Below are 16,932 nucleotides of genomic sequence, written 5' to 3'. Positions count from 1 at the left end.
GATAGTCTAACCTAGTTATCTAGGACAGCCCCTTATCTTTTCCGCTCACCTGCACCTAAACTCTGCTTATGCAGAAACTACTTTCCTGCTTTTCAGGTAGCCCCCACTATTCTGCTGAATCAGCGGGGAAATTTATTCACAGCCAATCAATTTGCCTGTTGCCTGCCGCTTTTTCCGTTGTTATACTCATTTCCCGATTAATGAAATAAATCTGCGGCCAATGTCCATCCGGCCACAAAGCTAAAGCACTTATTTCTCCACATCGGGCAATAAACGGAGAAATTGGGCTTTGGCTTTTGCTTTTGGCGGATGCGGATTAGGCGCAGGAAAGGAGAAAGCAAAATGAATGCCGTAGTGTTGGCTGTGCTGGTGATGCTGATTTTATCAGCGGCACGCGTACACGTTGTGTTAAGCCTGGTTATCGGCGCATTTGTGGGCGGCTTGGCCGCCGGGTTGCCGCTGGCGGATGTTACCAACCCGGCCACCCATGAAGTCGTCACCAAAGGTGTAATTACCCATTTCCAAAGCGGTTTGGCCGGCGGCGCAAAGATTGCGCTCTCCTATGCCATGCTCGGCGCGTTTGCCATGGCGATTGCCCACTCCGGCCTGCCCTATCAGCTGGCCGGCATGGTAGTGCGCAAAATGGGCGGCAATGCCAGCCGCGACCAAATCCCTTCCAGCGTAAACGGCCTGAAATGGGGGCTGATTGGCGCGCTCTTGCTGATGAGCATCATGAGCCAAAACATCATCCCAATCCACATCGCCTTCATCCCGATGGTGGTGCCGCCGCTTTTGCTCGTGTTCAACCGCATGCAGATCGACCGCCGCCTGCTGGCCTGCGTGCTCACTTTCGGCCTGGTAACCACCTATATGTTCCTGCCTTATGGCTTTGGCGCGATTTTCTTAAACCAAATCCTGCTGGCCAATATTCAAAAAGCCGGTATGAACGTGCAGGGCGTCAACGTGATGGAAGCCATGGCGATTCCCGCGGCCGGCATGCTTGTGGGGCTGCTGCTCGCCTTCGTTCACTACCGCAAACCGCGCCACTACACCAATAACCAGGTGGATTTAAGCTCCGAGCAGGCTGCGGCCAATGCGCCGAAAATCTCCACCTACCGCAGCGTGGTGGCCGTAGTGGCGATTGTGGCCTCCTTTGTGGTACAGCTGGTATACGACGACGCGCTGCTCTTGGGCGCGATGATCGGCTTCGGCGTATTCATGGCCACCGGCGTGGTGCGCCGCCGCGAAGTGGATGCGGTATTCGACAGTGGTCTGCGCATGATGGCGATGATCGGCTTCATTATGATTGCCGCCCAGGGCTTCGCCGAAGTGATGCAGGCCACCGGCCAGATCAAACCCTTGGTCGATACCAGCGCCAGCCTGTTTGCCGGCAACAAAAGCATGGCCGCCCTGGTTATGCTCGCCGTCGGCTTGTTGGTAACCATGGGCATCGGCAGCTCCTTCTCCACCCTGCCCATCATTGCCTCCATCTACGTTCCCCTGTGCGCCAGCATGGGCTTCTCGCCGCTGGCCACCGTGGCCATCATCGGCACCGCCGGCGCGCTGGGTGATGCCGGATCGCCTGCTTCCGACTCCACCCTCGGCCCCACTTCCGGCCTGAACGTAGACGGCCAACACGACCACATCTACGATTCGGTTATCCCCACCTTCATCCACTACAACCTGCCGCTGATGGCCGCAGGCTGGGTGGCTGCCATGGTGCTGTGATGACGCAGAACGACACCGAAGCGCGACTGGCCGAGCTGGAAATTCAGGTCGCCCTGCAAAACGACCTGCTCGACAGCCTGAACGATACCGTCGCCCGCTTGCAGCAAGCCTTAGACTTGCAACAGGCCCAGCTGCGACTGCTCTACGGCCGCTTGCAGGAAAAAGACGGCGGTGGGGCGAATCAGTCCTTTAATCCCGCCGCCGAAATCCCACCGCATTATTAAAGGCCAAGCGTGTATCAACCAAGAGGCTACCTGAAAACGTTTCATGTTTTTCAGGTAGCCTCTTGCCAACTTGCCTATTCCTTTTCTATCATTCCGCCCCTCATTTCCACCATAAGAAAGCACATCATGCCCTCCCCAATCTCCATCAGCCGTACCGCCCTCCTGGTCGGCCTCGTTTGCCTCACTGCCGGCTGCGCCAGCCTAGACACACGTATGAAACGCTTTGTTGGCAAACCCATCGATGCCGTTATCAAATCCTATGGCGTCGAACCGACAGAAGGTAGAGTCAAATCGGGAAACAATCGCTATGCCTACCTCTGGCGCTATACTTATTACTCCTACGGCGGCCGTGAATACGAAGGCAGCAGTCAAAACGGCCCCATCATTACCAACTACTATAGCGACGTCTGCTACGGCCAAAACCAAGACCGCATCTTCTACACTGATAACCAAGGCATCATCGTGGATTATTATTGGCAAAACAGCAACAAATGGCGCGTGAATTGCCGCACTCACCAAATTGGCCGGTATTTCCGAAGATCTCTGTAATCAACCACATCCTTCAAACTGCATTGATGCGTTTGCCATAACGGAAACGGTTTAGCCACAGCAAAACTTTATCAAATAGTGGGAAAATAAGAGTGGAATAAAGCGAAAAGCCTCAGACAATACAACCTAGCGAACTTACACAGTAGCATTCTTATTTTGATCCACTACAAATCAAGGCTACCTGAAACTTTCAGGTAGCCTTTCTACACTGCCAACACACTTCAAACACACAAAAAATAGCAGCCCGAAGGCTGCCCAAACAAGTTTTACAAAAGGAAATCTGGTGGAGGCGGGGGGAATCGAACCCACCTAGCCCGTAACCAGTAGTATGTGTATAGACAAACGCCCTTGATTTAGGGCGTTTTTTTATCTGTTCATATACTACTGGCTGCGGTCATTTGTGCCACAATTTGTGCCAAAGAAAATTATGCCTGACAACATTGTTTATACAGGCTCTAAGCAGTTATAGGACTCAAGTCGTTTCCTAAACAATCTCCCACCTGACTGAAAACAAAGTCTCCATGTCTTTTTCAAATATCGTCTGACGGCGCAGCTCCTGAATTAATGCCTCGTGTTTTTCATCAATCTCGTCTTCTTTGTCGTCCAATGTGTTTCTCAAGCGGCGCTTTTGCTGTTCCAATCTGCGGATTTTCTCTTCGTATTGTGCCAATTCGGCGGTGTTTTGTGCTAAATCGCGTTCCCGTTTGGCATTTTTGATTTTTATTTTGACTTCTCCCAATTCGTCGCCCAAGGCGGCCTTTTGGTCTTCCGCCCAGCGGTCGAATTGTAAAACACGCTCGCGGTAGTGGCGGTTATTTTGTTCTTGGTATTGGGCAAAAAAGCTGCCGCGCCGTAGTTCGGCACTTTGGGTAATATCGGATGGGACGGCTTGGGCTCGGCCGGTTTGTTCCGCGCCAAGAAGAAGGAGTTTTTGGCAAAAATCTTCATCCAGCCATTCGCCGTTGTCGGTGCGGACAGTAAACAGCAGGGTTTCGAAGGTGTCCGCGTGGGAGTGGATTTTGAGTTTTTCCACCGAAAGCCAGCCGCTTTTGCCTTGGTTCTGAGCCAGTATGCTGATTTTCCCACCTTTAAAACCTATGTAGTCAAATGTGATTTCGGCAACTGGCGTGTAGGCATTTCGGCATTGTGCGATGCACCATTGCCCCAAGTCGGTATTCGGGCGGTGCAGGGCGGCGGTTTCGTCATCGTCTTTGAGCAGGCGGTATGCACCCAAATGCAAATGCGGCTCGGGGGCGGTTTTCAGGTCGAAGCGGTAGCTTTGCGGATTGAAGTCGGCGTAGTTGTTTAAGGCGAAGCGGCTGGCCAGCCAAAACCAGCGTTGAAAATCGTCCAGACGCTCGCGGGTTTGCTGCAAACGGGTTTTGAATCGGTCGTGCACATCGGTATCGAAATATTCCAACAGTCGCTCTTCCGCCAGTTTCCGCGTTTCGGCGATTTGGCTTTCCAGTTCCTGTTGCAGCCGGTCGAAGGCCGTCTGAATCGCTTCGGGCGTGCGGCAGGTGTTGTAAATTTCCAATATTCTCTTTTCAAAATCCAGGTCGTCTGAAATCCTGCCCAAAATTTCGTCGGACGCTCCAAATACGCCATCAAACAGTTTGAATTTGTCGGTTAAAAGTTCCAACACGCGGCGATCTGCATCGTTGCGGGTGTTCAAAAAATTAATCACCACGACATCCGACTGTTGCCCGTAGCGGTGGCAGCGGCCAATACGCTGTTCGATGCGCTGCGGATTCCACGGCAAATCGTAGTTGATGAGCAGCGAGCAGAATTGCAGGTTTACGCCTTCGGCGGCGGATTCGGTGGCAATCATGATTTTTGCCTGATTTTTAAAGGCATCAATCAGCGCGGTACGTTTGTCCACGGCGGGCGAGCCGGTGTGGTGCGGGCTGCCCGCGTTTTTATCCAGCCACACCTTATAACGCCGTTGGCTGTCGGGATGTTTGTTGCTGCCGGAAAACAGTACGATTTGCCCTTCGTAACCGTTTTTACTTAAAAATTCAAACAGGTATTCTTGGGTGCGTACCGATTCGGTAAAAATTACCACCTTGTCCGCCGCACCTGCTTCCTGCATTTTTTGCAAACCGGTTTTCAAGGCTTGCAGCAGTGCTTGAGCTTTGCTGTCATGCGTTAGGGCACGGGCATGTTTGATGAAGCCGTCCATTTCAGCGATTTCCGCCGCCAGCAGTTTGAAGTCTATGGGTTCCGCATCGCCGTCGTTTTCGTCATCATCAAATGCTTCCCAGTCTTCCAAATCTTCGCCCAAGGCGGCAAATAGGCTTTCAGACGGCTTTTGAGCCGTTTTTTGCATTGTATCCAGCCTTTGTCGGATAACGCCCAGCGCCCCAGAAAGGGCGGGTGTGGAAGATGCTAAAAGTTTGCGCAGTACCAATCCCGTCAAATGCCTTTGCCGTTTCGGCAGGGCGTAGGATTCACCTTTGGCCAAAAAATCGGAAACCGCCATGTAAAGCGCGTATTCGTCATCGTTCAGGCGGTAATTTTGCGTGATGGTGTGGCGGCGGGTGTATCGGATATATTCCAACACATCCTTGCGGAGCGTGCGTTTCACATAAGGCGATAAGCGCGTCCGCAATTCATCCGTATCACCACGATTGATAAAACACTTTTGAAATTCCTTTTTGCTGCCGAACAAATGTTCGTCCATAAAAAGCGACAAGCCGTAAAATTCCATCAGTGAGTTTTGCAGCGGGGTGGCGGAAAGCAGTAGTTTTTGACTGCCTGCAAACGCATTTAAAAGCGTTTGCGTCTGCTTACTGCCGCTTTTATAGACATTGCGCAATTTGTGTGCTTCGTCAAACACCACTAAATTCCAGCCGGCGGCATTGATTTCGGCGGCACATTTGGCGGCAAACTCATAGGAAACCACCAAAACCTGCCTGCCTGCTTGCGAAGTCAGAAAATCGGTCAGGCTGCGGTTTTGCTGCTTTAAAACCGCTTTGTCCAGCACCAAAGACGGCAACGAAAACTTTTCCCGCAATTCCGCCTGCCATTGCTTTCTCAACGCGGCGGGGCAAACCACCAACAGGCGGCGTTTGCGTTCCGCCCAAAGCTGGCACAATACCAAACCTGCTTCTATGGTTTTGCCCAAACCCACCTCGTCCGCCAGCAACACGCCTTCGCGCAAAGGGTTTTCCAAAGCAAACAATGCGGCATCGATTTGGTGCGGCTGCAAATCCACCTGCGCTTCAAACAAAGCCTGCGACAGCCGCTCGTCGCCGCTTTTTTGGCACAAAAGCTGGTGCGCGTAATATTTGGCCTGATGCGGCGTGATGTTCATACTTTATCCCCGTTTAAAATCATGTCGAACATGGTTTGCAGATAATTTTCGTCTTCCATAAACAGGATATGTTTTTCGCGGAACTCGTCTTCGGTTTTGTCGAACACGGCTGCCGCGCCGTCGTCCAGCAAGCCCTTATACGGCGTAACGGACAAAATAAAGCTGTTCAACGTCAAATCTTGCAGCTTCAAAGACTGTTCCAGCTTTTCCACTTCTTCGTGCAAACCGAATTTCGGATGTTCCCACGTCATGTGGCGTATGCCTTTGGGGTCGATGAAGGTCAGCCACTGCCTGCCGCTTTCCCTGTCCACCAGCCACAACAAAAAATCGGGATAGAAATTGCCCGCCAGCGCAAAACCCAAACCCTTGGCTTTGTTTGCCGCGTTTCGCAGGAGATACAAATCCTTGTCCCCCGTCCATTCTTTCAGACGGCCTTTTTCCCCCGCCGCCTTTTGCAAATCCTTCACAAACTGAATTTCGCTCTCTTCATTCATGGACAGCGGCTTCATGGTAAAGGGCAAAGCCTCTTTGTTTTCCAACACCATAATCGGGTAAAACAGATGCGGGTCAAAGCAGATGGCTTCCACATTCGGTGCAGTCCAGCCCACCATCTCCGCCAATTCGCCCGATTCCACGCGGCGTTTCAAATCGTTCAATTTGGCTTCATAGCCGCCGCCGTCTTCTGTTTTGTTGATGGAGAACAGATAGCTGTCGAGCATGGAACCGTTTTTTTCGTCCACGATTTTCTCGCGGTAAAACTGCCCTTCGTAGGCGGCTTTGAGCGACTTGTAAAACGCATCGGCATAGTCCAGCAGCAATTCGATCAAAAGACCTTCCTGTTTTTTCACGTCGGCAAAGGATTGCACTGCCAATTGGGATGACGGGATATAGAGTTTGTACCAGCCGGTTGTTTCAGCAAAAGTTTTCAGACGACCTTTGTCCAAACGAAGATTGTTCCAAGACTGCAAAAGCTTGTGCTGCTGCAATTTCAGGTAAATCCTGTCCCAGTCGAACAGTTCAAACAGATTGCTGTTCAGCGCAGCCGTCTGTTTCTGCCTGTCTTTGGATTGGGCAATCTGATTACCCTTGCTAGCAAGTGCCTGAATGCGCGGATAACAGTCCAACACGGCAAAAGGCGGCTTGATTTTGCCCTGCCATTGTTTGGGAATGTCGAACAAATCCACATTCATACTGCGCTTGAAACTTTTTTGGCGGTTGCCCTTGTATTCGTCGTCCAAAGCCAAAGTCCGCAATTTCACGCCCTGCGGCAGATTGGGATGAACTTTAAAGTCCAGCGTGATGATGTCTTCGGTATCCACGCCTTCTTCCGCCAAATATTCGCGGAATTTTTCCATATAGTCGGCGTTGATGCCGAAAATATTGAGCGTTTCCAGCTTTTCCAGATGCACACCGTACGGACGCTCGCCCGGCAGGCTGCGCTTGAGCGAATAGCCCTGTCCCTTGAGGCGCACGCCGCGACCGAAAAGCTGGATAATCTGGCTGCCTTCGCTTTTGCCCATGTTCAAAAGCCCCATGGTGGAAACGCGCCAGCTCGACCAGCCTTCGGTAAATTTTTTCGAGCCGATCAAGAAATTGATATTCCCCGAAGGCGTATTAATCGTATCAAACAGGCTACCTGAAAATTCATCGCCCGAAGTATCGAATTCATCGCGATAGTTTTCGCCCGATTTGGCAAAATCCGCCGCATTGCCGATATTGATGACGCCGAACGCGGGGAAACCGCCGACCGACAGCGACAATTCGCCCTCCGCCTTTTTAAGCTGCTTGAGCTGTAAGCGTCCGCCGTTTTCGGCATTGAACACCAAACGTAGAATATCGTCGTACAAAGCCGCCGAATTGCCCGGAAAATCCATCAATGGCGCAAAGCGACGCAGGAAGATATTGTTGTCCTTATCGTCCAAAAGCCTTGCCTTGTCCGCCACCAAATCCGCCAGATAGCTTTCCACTTTTTCCCGCTCGTTCAGGAAAAACGCCAAAAACGACAACACATGGAACATGTCCGATTTTTCCGTTTTCTGTTCGGCGGTTTCGCTGCTACCCGTTTTGTCGGCCACGCTTTTCCCGACAAAAATCATCAAAGGCTTTTCGATATTCCAAACGTGCAGGCTGCTTTCGTGTTTCCGGTACAGATACATCTGCTGGTAAAACGACAGCAGGCAGGCGGTGAAATACAACTTTTCATGTTCGGCGAAATACGCGCCTTTTTTCAGGTTCAGAATCAGGCTTTCCTTGCCGTAGCCGTCGGCGTAGAAATATTTGTAGGAATAGTCGAACAAAATGGATTTGGCGTATTTTTCGCGCAGGGCATTCTTTTTGCCCGCCACCGCCTGCCCCAAAGTGGCCGAATATTCAAAGGAAAAGCCGCCTTTGGTTAAGGCTTCGCGCCGCTTTTGGAACGCGCCGTCTTCCTTGCTCGAACCGCTGTGTCCCTCGTCCACAAGCACCAGATTGTTACCCGCAAACGCTTCCACCGACACCACCTTTTCGCCCGACTTTTCGCCTAGCTTGTGAATATCGATGACTTCCACTTTGATTTTGTCCGCCGACCAATCAAACGCATATTGCGAAGACTGCCCGTTTTCAGCAAACAAGGACGCGCCGAAACCCGACAAAGCCAAATCCGCGACGTGTTGCCTGCTCAAGCCTTCTCGCGGGGTCAAGACGATGATTTTGTCAGGCTTTTTGTCCGAATATTCCAAATACTGCAGAATATTAACGTGCATTAACAGCGTTTTGCCGCTGCCCGTGGCGTTCCAAAAGGCGGTCATATTCAAATCTTCCGCCTGATAGGGCGCGAACTTTTCCGCCGCCTTACCCGTTTCATTTTGATATTGTTCAAGCTGTTCGTTCAACGCCTCCAGCAGCGCATCGCGGCGGTTGAAATACCAATCCAGATAAATCTCGGTAAAAATCAGCGACAGATATTGGAAATATTTCAGCTTCAATTCCTGATGGTAGATTTTATTGCGCTTTTGCGTGATTTGCCGCCAATGGCGCAACACGTTCAAATCGTAGCGGCGCAAATCGTTTTCCGACAAGGCAGAGCCTTCGCCGAAAAACAAAACGCCCGTCAGTTGGTGGAAAAAGCCGCTTTGTTCATCTTTGGCTTCGCCCTCGTATTCATCGCCGCCCATCTGCGCCTTGAGTGTTGCCAAATCTTTTTTGTGGAACAGCGAGAGCAGCCAGCGGTTTAAAATCAGATGGTCGTGGAAAGTCGGTTTTTTCGCCATTATTGCGCCTCCCCAAACATCAACGCCATAAACTCGCTTTCAATCTGGCGGATTTTCAGACGGCCTGTAACACCGTTTTCGTTTTCCCACACCGTGGCGATGTTGTGGTCGCCGTTGATATACACCGTGCCGTATTCCGAATCTTGCGGTTTGATTTTCAGACGGCCTAGCAGCGCATCCAAACCTTCGTATCCCACCTTTTCGCAATCGCGCCAAAGCACCAGCGCGGTTTCCCCGTCCGGCAGCGTACCTTCCACGGCCAGATAGCCGTCTTTTTCAATGCGGTCTTTGACGGCATGGACGCGCAGGCCCAGCAGGTAATTAAACGTTTCCACCAAGTCGATGTCCATCCGTTCCGTTGCGCCTGCCGAATTCGTGGCGATGTCCATCTGATAATTGAAAGGCCGTCTGAAAACATCGATATTGAGCAGCGAATCGCGGCTTTGGTCGGCCAGCATGTAGCGTAAGAGATAATCTTCTTTCACACCGTCATTTAACTGATTGAACAAATCACCGTTGTCTTTTAACACTAGGTTGTTCAACGTGTCTTCGTAGCTTTCCAGCTTTAAGACTTTGACGATTTGCGGCACGCCGTGCAGGCTGCCTGAAACCTTGTTGGCTTCGGGCTTGCCGTCTTTCCAATTTTCGGCATAAACCACTTTTTGCATGCGCGGTTTGAGCACCGTGTCGAAATATTCGCCCTGTTCGACCAGGATGTATTTGCGCCTGCCGCCGTCTTCGCGGTTCAGGTTGATGACGGCGTGGGCAGTTGTGCCACTACCGGCGAAGTAGTCTAGGATCAGGTCGGTTTTACTGGATACTATTTTTATGCTATCCAAAACAGCATATATTGATTTTGGAAAACTGAAAGATGAAACGATACCAAGAATATTCTTTAATAGGTTTGTGCCATTAAATTCAGATTGATATTTCTTCTGAGACCAGAAATTTTTAAAAACTTGCTGTTCTCTATATTTATGATAGATAACAATCTTTCCTTCTTCTGAAACAGCTTTAAAATAATTATCTTTGTTTAACTCTATAAAGGAGCTTGGAATATTTTTCCAAGTAAACTCCCCTTGATTTGTAGTCGGATAAACTTTGTGATAACCAGAAGTTTCTTCTAAGGTCAGATGTTTTAAATCAGGACTAACGTAAATTGGATACCAATTATTAGGCTTATTCTTCCTTGACCATGACGTTCTTGCCCTAATAAAATTTTCATATCGAAACCTTCCATCATTATCCTGTTCAATAAAAGTATCTAGGACTTCTTTATCGATAGCTACTTGGTTGAATGAAGCTCTAGATATATCTTTTGCATAACACAACATATATTCACAATTTTCTGAAAAGAAAACAGCTTGGTTACGTCCTTTCGGGTTGTGCTGGATTGGAATAATGGCAATCCTGTTCTCTTCTTTAAATATGGAGTCTTCAATTTTTCCCAAGTTAAATAACTCAGCGTGGTCAATGGCAGTAAATTGAATAGCCGTTTGATTGGCGAGATTTAGCCCTAAATTAATCCTATCTTGAATTAAACTCGCCCAACTTGAATGCTTATACCCATTTTTATAAATAATGGGGGAAGCATCCGTGTTATACGGCGGATCAATATAAATACATTTCACCTGTCCGCGATAACGCGCCTGCAACAGGTTCAGGGCTTGGAAATTGTCGGAATGGATGAGCAGGCCGTCTGTGGCTTCATCTAAATCATGGTCGTTTGAGAGGGCGGCAAGGAGCGCGGTTTGAAAGGCGGCAGGGAAAAGGGATGTATCAACCGTCAGATAAGGGTTTGATTCGGCAAAGGAATCCGAATTTTCATCGGGGGGGGGGTAAATCATTGATTGCAAAAAGATTTTTCCATGTTTCGCGCTGTTTGGCATTGGCAAACACGGTTTTTAGCATTTCTTGGGGAATATGGTTCAGCGTGATGAGCCAGTGGCTTTTGGCGACAAATTTCTTTTTCAGCCACAGCTTTTTCTGAAAATCTTCCAGTTGGGCGAGGAAATCGATGATTTCTCGGGCGATGGCGCGCAGGGTTTGGATTTGGTGCAGGCTGCCATCGATGTTGGCGAAGGTGGGCGCGTCTTGGATGTTGTCCAAGTCCATCACTTCGTTTTTGATGTAAAAATCCAATTCGCGGCGCAAAAAGCCGCCCAAGTCTTTGTGGATGAAATAATCGGCGGTGTTTTTGGCGGTGTAGTCAGCAAGGTGCTTTTCCAATAGCGTGCGGTTTGGGTTTTTCTCAGTCGGTGCAGGCTGCCAAACGGCTTGCCAATCTTCGCCGATTAGGGCTTTGAGCGCGGCGACGGTGTTTTCGTTGGCTTTTTCCTGCGGCTTCTTCTCGCCTTTGGGCGTAACGATGTATTCGAAGCGGATTTCCAGCGTTTTGCCGCCCGAAGCGTCTGAAATTTCGCGGACGGGATAAACCGCTTCTTCGTAAATGTCGCCGTTGTCGTCTTCTTTTTCAATCACGCGCTCTTGTGCCAGCGCAAATACGCGGGCGGCATCGTTGTCTTTGCGGTTGTCTTTGGCGGTGTCGGCTGCGGTCAGGCGGAAAAATACTTCACAGCCGTCTGAAAGTTTGAAGCGGTAGTTGCTGAAGTTCTCGCCCGATTTGGTGTAATACTGGTCTTTGTTCGCCCAGTGCAGCAGCACTTCTTCGCCGCTGTACGACACGGCGTAGGTATCGCCCTTGTAGCGGCGTTGGCTGATGAAGTCGCCTTCTTCGTAGTAGCGCGAAAAGAAGGTGAGCAGATGGTTGTAAACCGCCGCTTCACCCACCGCCCCACTTTTTTGCGCGACGGCGATTTTACCTTTTAATTCATTGACTTTTGGCAGGTCGGCAGGGTTTGCGCCCAGGTCTGCGGCGGCTTTTTCGGCTTCTGCCAATTCCCGTTTCCAGCCGTCAATCTGCGTTTGGCCGGACGCGGAAAACGCAGCCTGAATTTTGGCAGGCAATTTGTTTTGCAAATAATCGCCGATTTCCTGCGAACGGCTGTTTAAAATACGGTAAATACCGAAATCAAGGTCGGCTCGGTCGATTTGGAAGATTTCCTGAAGTTTCTTAATCAGCTCGGTGTGGTGGGACATGGGGGGTTCCTAGGATTCATCATGTTAAATCAAGTAAATTTGGTTATTCTAGCAAACGTAAGGATATTTTGCTATTCATAATGATTTGTTATGTAATCGTTTTACCTGAATTTAGTTGCTAATATAAAAGCAATAATCAGAATTATCGAAAGATATTATTTGCTTCCTCTACCTTTCGCCAATAACCAACAAACCAAAGCAACTAACAAGCCGTAATAGCTTACAGATAGCAACAGCCTCTACCTACTCTTCATTACCACCCAATGGCTCAAAACTATAGTGCTACAGTTTCTGAATGGACGGTAAAGAGACCGTTTCCTCTATTGGCTCCTACCCAGTATCAATCTAGCCCACGCCTGCTCCGCTAGAGATGCCACCCGCAAATTGGTCAAACAAGATATTAATTCCACACTCAACCGAGCAGTTATGCTTGCCGAGCTGATTTCCGACACTAGTTACATGTAGAGATTAACAGTATTGTTTACACTTTTGATTTTTGCTTGAAGACCCAATTAAGCAGCTACCCGGCATTATCAAGAATGTCGATAGGCACAGGAAACCTACTCTGTTCTTGACAACACCGGATAACTACTCAAAAACTATTTCAGCAAAAATGGAAGCTTTCAGTAGCGGAAAAAGTGTAGACAACGCTACTGATTTCTACAGCCTTTCGGAGGGTGGCGTACTTTTTGTGATTGGAGTAACAAAGCTAAAAAAGACATCTTTCAGAAATGAGGCAGCTTTTTTTGATACTTTACTCTTTCTCAAGAGACATCGGGGCTTGTTGTAATTGCTGGGAAACCGTATCTAATGCGGTTAGGATGTCCGCATAATACAAGCTGATGAACTCTTTCACGGCAGAGTTATCTAACAATCTTTTCAAATAACCGCCAGCCACAATCAAAGACAGATTGGTATCACTAATTTCTTTCTCTGTCCGAGTATAGTCCTCCTTCAACCTGTCCATTTCTTGTTCCAACAGTGAAAGTTTTTCCAAGCTATCCGAGTGCTTTTTCTTTTTCTGAGCATGATCAACCAAGTCTTCCTGGGAGGAGGCCACCAAGATCATCTCAGCATAGGACTTGGTGAACTTGTTGGCTGCAATCATCATATCTGCAGCTTCCATCTGTCGGATGGGTTTCATTTTTCGGAGAATCCGAAACGTATCTTGTGCCAGATGCTTGTCTGCGAGTTTCGCGGCTACTTCGGGCGCGATATCATTCAGCAAATTCAACTTGCTTTCGATTCCGGATAAGTTGATATTCAGGGTTTTGGCAATTTTCTCCCTTGATATGCCTTTGCCAATTGCACGGCTGATCATCCGGTATTCCTGAATTGGGCTTAACCGGTTAATTTGCCGGTTATAGGTAAATCCTTCATCGTCTGTGGACAGCAGACATACTACCGTGTCGATTCCTAGTTCCTGTAAGGCAAGCAGACGGAGATGACCGTCCAGTAAGAGATACTTACCGTTTTCTTCATAAACAGCCAGCGGCTCAATAACACCAATTTCCTCTACTGAGGCCAAGATGCTTTTGAACTTCACGCTTTCCCGTATCCCTGCGGGGAAGGGGTGCATGGTTTGAATATCTTTGAGCGCGATGTTCTTCAATGATGCTTGGAAAGCATAAGCGATGTGTTTAGGCTGATTCATTGATATATGTTTCCCTATAATGGCTCAGGCATTTACTGAGGTTCTCAGGCATATCTACGATTCTCTCTGCCCGAAGCAGTGTTTTGAAATGATTATCCTCAAACAAACGATTTAACCCAGAAAGGATGATCAGCAGCTGTTGTTGGCAAAATTCAGCCTGTGTTGCCATCAACTGTCTTCGCTTAATCTCATTCTCATACATTTGAAGTAGCTTCTCCTTATTGATAGGTGTATTACGCCTCGGAGTGAAGTGGTAAGTTTTACCATCACGCTTTCTCTGTTGGATCAGTCTCCTGATTTTGGCAATATCTCCGCGCTTTAGCTTCTGTTGTTGGTAGAGATCGGATAAAGCCGTTTGAACTTCTTTTTCTTTTGCACGGGAAATATCGACAGCAACGTCAATCGGCAAATAGCCTTTTTCTACGCCTGCAATCAGGCGTACCTCACCTTCTCGCAACAAATGTAAAATTCCCCGTATGTATGCTTGATGAAGGCCGATTTTTCGTGAAATATCTTTTTCGGAATATCCACGTTCATACAACACCCGAATGGCAGACAGTATTTCCAAATTGGTGTGCTTACGTCTAGCAATATTTTCAGCCAGGCTGATTAAAAATCCTTCGTCACCACTAACCTCCACAATGTGACACGGTATGTACTCTTCACCTAGCTCTTGGCAGGCGGTCAATCTTCCTTCGCCGCATAATAGGCCATACCATTGTTCTCCATCCAATATTTCCGATTTGGTAACGGTAATCGGACGCTTTAGACCGACTGCCGCGATGCTGGCGACCAATTGGTTAAACACTTTGGGGTTCCTACTGCGTGGATTCAGGACCTTGATTCGATTGATCGGTAGTGTTTGAATCACCATCCTCATAAAATTGCCTCCTTAATCAATACCCGTTTACTCATGGCAAAAAAACGACTCAAATCTTTATGGCGATAACAATCCCAGTCAATCGGGTTTTGTTCCGTCAATCTCACTTTGGCACAATGGGTTTTTTCGGAAGGAAGTAGATAGTAATCTACTATTTTTTCCGCCGTTTCATCCAGCCGCACAGCTATGGTCAAATCAGGAGCAAGGCTACTGTCAAAACGTATAAACCAGCGTTTGGTACCAGCATCGGTTATCCGACAGCGTGCCAGCACTAGAGAAACAAAAAACTCCTGATTAATATGGAGTAAATCGTTTTCCGGAATGCGGGATACCGCTCCCCCCAGCCGCTCAATTTCTGCAATCGTCTGCTCAACCAGATCTGCATGAGTCCGTCTCAAGGCACGATTGATTTTCAGATAGCGATAGTCTCGGCTGGGTGTATAACCTACTTCCTGATAGCTCTTAAGTAGGCTTCCGAAGCGGCTACGAAACATACTGCTGGAAGGGCAATCTGCGGCTTCATCAATGATCAAGCCAGACAGCTTGCCGTTAATTCTGAGTAGCTCCTTTAATTTATCCAGCATTTCTTCATTGCTCCAATGCCGGCTTCTTTGATGGATAATGCTTTGGGCGGCATTGAACAGTACGGTGGAAACAATGGGTTGAAAGACTGAATTGGCCCGTACCCATTGTTCGGAGGCATTCTTGCCTTTATGTGGTTTGAAGGGCGAATAGCTGCTTTTGTTCCAGACATTATTGCCGATGTATTTTTCGTTAATCAGGATTTGATGCACAACACCTCTAGTCCAAGAGGTGCCACGGTCGGTCAAAATGTGCTGTCTGTTTAAATCATCAGCTATCGCCTGTTCGCTCATTTTTTGGTAAATGAAGTCCTCGTAAATTTTCCGGATAACGGCCTGTTCATGTTCCGGGCCGGGAACCAGAATTACCCTGTCGGTTTGGATACTCTTATGTTCCCCGGCCTTAAGCTCAAATTTTGGCTGCCTGTTCTCGTCTACCAACAAACGGCGCAATCCGTACCCTGCAGAGCCGCCTTGTCGAAAACCGAGCCTGATCAAGTTTTCCTGTCCGAGAAAAACCTTCTTTGATAGTCCCTTGCTAAAGAGACCGGCGGAAGTTTGCTGGAATACATCTATGATACCTGTTACTACTGGATCCAACTCTTCTGTTGCCACTGGAATCGGTTCCGCACATTTGTGCAGAATGATGTTTTGCTGCTGACAGAGGTATTGGTAATAACTAGATTCTTGCGGGTCAATAAAGCGTCCCCAGCGACTCGCGTCATAAACCAAAATATGACCGAAATCTGCTTTGCCGCTTCTGACCAAATCAATTAAGTTCAAGAACTGATACCGTTTTTGCGTCACGACTCCGCTGATGCCTTCGTCAATAAATTCACCAACAACGGCCAGTCCGTTCTTATTGGCATATTCCAGCAAAAAAGCTTTCTGGTTATCAGGCGAATATTTCTGATGATCCGTGGACATACGGATATACAGAACCGCTTTTTGCTGTTTTGATAACTGTTCCTTTGGATCCATAACAAATGGTAGGTAATTTATTGATTAACAAAATATAAAGGAACAGTTAGGAAAAATGTTGCACTCAAATGGAAAAAAACTTCCCTTGAAGAATATCAATGAAGATATGTGGAAAGAGTTACTCTCAAGCGCTTTATACAAAGAATTGCAGAAAAATCATGTCAATGTCAAAAACCTTGCACATTGGACAGGTGTATCAGAGCGAACAGTCAAAAACTGGTTGGAAAAAAGGTTTATGCCTGACAGCTTGGCTATGATCAGATTGATGCAGCATTCGAGCTTTGTCCGTCAAATCGTACTCACTCAGATCTGTTTAAGCGAAAACTTGAAGGCAGCAATGTTCGTGTGTGAATTCAAAAAATTTCTTGCTTCATCAGAAGCATATCTGAGAGACTGATACTAGTAAAACAGGCATCTCCTGAAGGATATGCCTGTTTTGATTTCATAATACAGGGATCTAAGTGTCGAGAATGTCATCTCAGGGAACTTTTCTCGTGCAAGCCGGCGTAGATTAGTTTGATACTCTGCACCGAACGGGGAAATAAAAAATAGTTTGCTGTTTGCTGCTAAAATATTTTTTCGATTGCCCGACGCGCCGCCGTCTCTGCGTTTTGTTTCCATCACTCAACTGCAACCGTCCCCATGATCCGCCTTGCCCTGTTCGCCGAC

Annotated in this window: 11 protein-coding genes; 4 read left to right on the top strand and 7 right to left on the bottom strand. The window is 48.2% G+C overall.

What is annotated here, in order from left to right:
* Positions 1 to 342 precede the first annotated feature (342 nt).
* From HMPREF2796_RS10575 to HMPREF2796_RS10565, 3 genes are all read left to right on the top strand, one after another.
* Entirely contained in the window at positions 343 to 1,728 is a 1,386-nt protein-coding gene (locus tag HMPREF2796_RS10575) for a Na+/H+ antiporter family protein (protein WP_070633560.1), read from the top strand.
* A complete protein-coding gene (locus HMPREF2796_RS10570; protein ID WP_070633557.1) occupies positions 1,728 to 1,952 on the top strand; it encodes a SlyX family protein in 225 nt (74 codons plus the stop codon). The genes HMPREF2796_RS10575 and HMPREF2796_RS10570 overlap by 1 nt, the downstream gene beginning before the upstream one ends.
* A 126-nt stretch (positions 1,953 to 2,078) precedes the next feature.
* Positions 2,079 to 2,501 (top strand): hypothetical protein, encoded by a 423-nt coding sequence (locus HMPREF2796_RS10565; RefSeq protein WP_070633554.1) that lies wholly within the window; start codon positions 2,079 to 2,081, stop codon positions 2,499 to 2,501.
* Positions 2,502 to 2,985: 484 nt separating this feature from the next.
* Here HMPREF2796_RS10565 and HMPREF2796_RS10560 read toward each other — a convergent pair whose 3' ends face one another.
* From HMPREF2796_RS10560 to HMPREF2796_RS10535, 7 genes are all read right to left on the bottom strand, one after another.
* Entirely contained in the window at positions 2,986 to 5,817 is a 2,832-nt protein-coding gene (locus HMPREF2796_RS10560) for an SNF2-related protein (protein WP_070633550.1), read from the bottom strand.
* Entirely contained in the window at positions 5,814 to 9,068 is a 3,255-nt protein-coding gene (locus HMPREF2796_RS10555) for a DEAD/DEAH box helicase family protein (RefSeq protein ID WP_070633549.1), read from the bottom strand. The genes HMPREF2796_RS10560 and HMPREF2796_RS10555 overlap by 4 nt, the downstream gene beginning before the upstream one ends.
* On the bottom strand, positions 9,068 to 10,915 hold the full coding sequence (locus HMPREF2796_RS11560) for a site-specific DNA-methyltransferase (RefSeq protein ID WP_210385366.1): 1,848 nt from the start codon (positions 10,913 to 10,915) through the stop codon (positions 9,068 to 9,070). Before HMPREF2796_RS11560 ends, HMPREF2796_RS10555 begins: the two co-directional genes overlap by 1 nt.
* Positions 10,893 to 12,167, bottom strand: coding sequence for a restriction endonuclease subunit M (locus HMPREF2796_RS11555; RefSeq protein ID WP_210385365.1), 1,275 nt, complete (start codon positions 12,165 to 12,167; stop codon positions 10,893 to 10,895). Before HMPREF2796_RS11555 ends, HMPREF2796_RS11560 begins: the two co-directional genes overlap by 23 nt.
* A gap of 754 nt (positions 12,168 to 12,921) precedes the next feature.
* Positions 12,922 to 13,821, bottom strand: coding sequence for a plasmid partitioning protein RepB C-terminal domain-containing protein (locus HMPREF2796_RS10545; RefSeq protein WP_003822225.1), 900 nt, complete (start codon positions 13,819 to 13,821; stop codon positions 12,922 to 12,924).
* A complete protein-coding gene (locus HMPREF2796_RS10540; protein WP_035573732.1) occupies positions 13,808 to 14,695 on the bottom strand; it encodes a plasmid partitioning protein RepB C-terminal domain-containing protein in 888 nt (295 codons plus the stop codon). The genes HMPREF2796_RS10545 and HMPREF2796_RS10540 overlap by 14 nt, the downstream gene beginning before the upstream one ends.
* A 2-nt stretch (positions 14,696 to 14,697) precedes the next feature.
* On the bottom strand, positions 14,698 to 16,263 hold the full coding sequence (locus tag HMPREF2796_RS10535) for a recombinase family protein (RefSeq protein ID WP_003822223.1): 1,566 nt from the start codon (positions 16,261 to 16,263) through the stop codon (positions 14,698 to 14,700).
* Positions 16,264 to 16,318: 55 nt separating this feature from the next.
* Here HMPREF2796_RS10535 and HMPREF2796_RS10530 point away from each other — a divergent pair, with 55 nt between their 5' ends.
* Positions 16,319 to 16,660, top strand: a complete 342-nt coding sequence (locus HMPREF2796_RS10530; RefSeq protein ID WP_041961345.1) for a hypothetical protein — start codon at positions 16,319 to 16,321, stop codon at positions 16,658 to 16,660.
* Positions 16,661 to 16,932 lie beyond the last annotated feature (272 nt).

It is taken from the genome of Eikenella sp. HMSC071B05 (assembly GCF_001811325.1).
Taxonomy (GTDB): Bacteria; Pseudomonadota; Gammaproteobacteria; order Burkholderiales; family Neisseriaceae; genus Eikenella; species Eikenella corrodens.
The sequence above is the reverse complement of the archived record's forward strand: the minus strand, read 5'-3'. Positions and strand labels throughout refer to the sequence as shown.

Excerpts from the sequence above, each read along its gene's own strand:
- HMPREF2796_RS11560 (WP_210385366.1), bottom strand. The coding sequence starts at position 10,915 with ATGATTTACCCCCCCCCCGATGAAAATTCGGATTCCTTTGCCGAATCA.
- HMPREF2796_RS10575 (WP_070633560.1), top strand. The coding sequence starts at position 343 with ATGAATGCCGTAGTGTTGGCTGTGCTGGTGATGCTGATTTTATCAGCG.
- HMPREF2796_RS11555 (WP_210385365.1), bottom strand. The coding sequence starts at position 12,167 with ATGTCCCACCACACCGAGCTGATTAAGAAACTTCAGGAAATCTTCCAA.
- HMPREF2796_RS10560 (WP_070633550.1), bottom strand. The coding sequence starts at position 5,817 with ATGAACATCACGCCGCATCAGGCCAAATATTACGCGCACCAGCTTTTG.
- HMPREF2796_RS10565 (WP_070633554.1), top strand. The coding sequence starts at position 2,079 with ATGCCCTCCCCAATCTCCATCAGCCGTACCGCCCTCCTGGTCGGCCTC.
- HMPREF2796_RS10570 (WP_070633557.1), top strand. The coding sequence starts at position 1,728 with ATGACGCAGAACGACACCGAAGCGCGACTGGCCGAGCTGGAAATTCAG.
- HMPREF2796_RS10545 (WP_003822225.1), bottom strand. The coding sequence starts at position 13,821 with ATGAATCAGCCTAAACACATCGCTTATGCTTTCCAAGCATCATTGAAG.
- HMPREF2796_RS10540 (WP_035573732.1), bottom strand. The coding sequence starts at position 14,695 with ATGGTGATTCAAACACTACCGATCAATCGAATCAAGGTCCTGAATCCA.
- HMPREF2796_RS10535 (WP_003822223.1), bottom strand. The coding sequence starts at position 16,263 with ATGGATCCAAAGGAACAGTTATCAAAACAGCAAAAAGCGGTTCTGTAT.
- HMPREF2796_RS10530 (WP_041961345.1), top strand. The coding sequence starts at position 16,319 with ATGTTGCACTCAAATGGAAAAAAACTTCCCTTGAAGAATATCAATGAA.
- HMPREF2796_RS10555 (WP_070633549.1), bottom strand. The coding sequence starts at position 9,068 with ATGGCGAAAAAACCGACTTTCCACGACCATCTGATTTTAAACCGCTGG.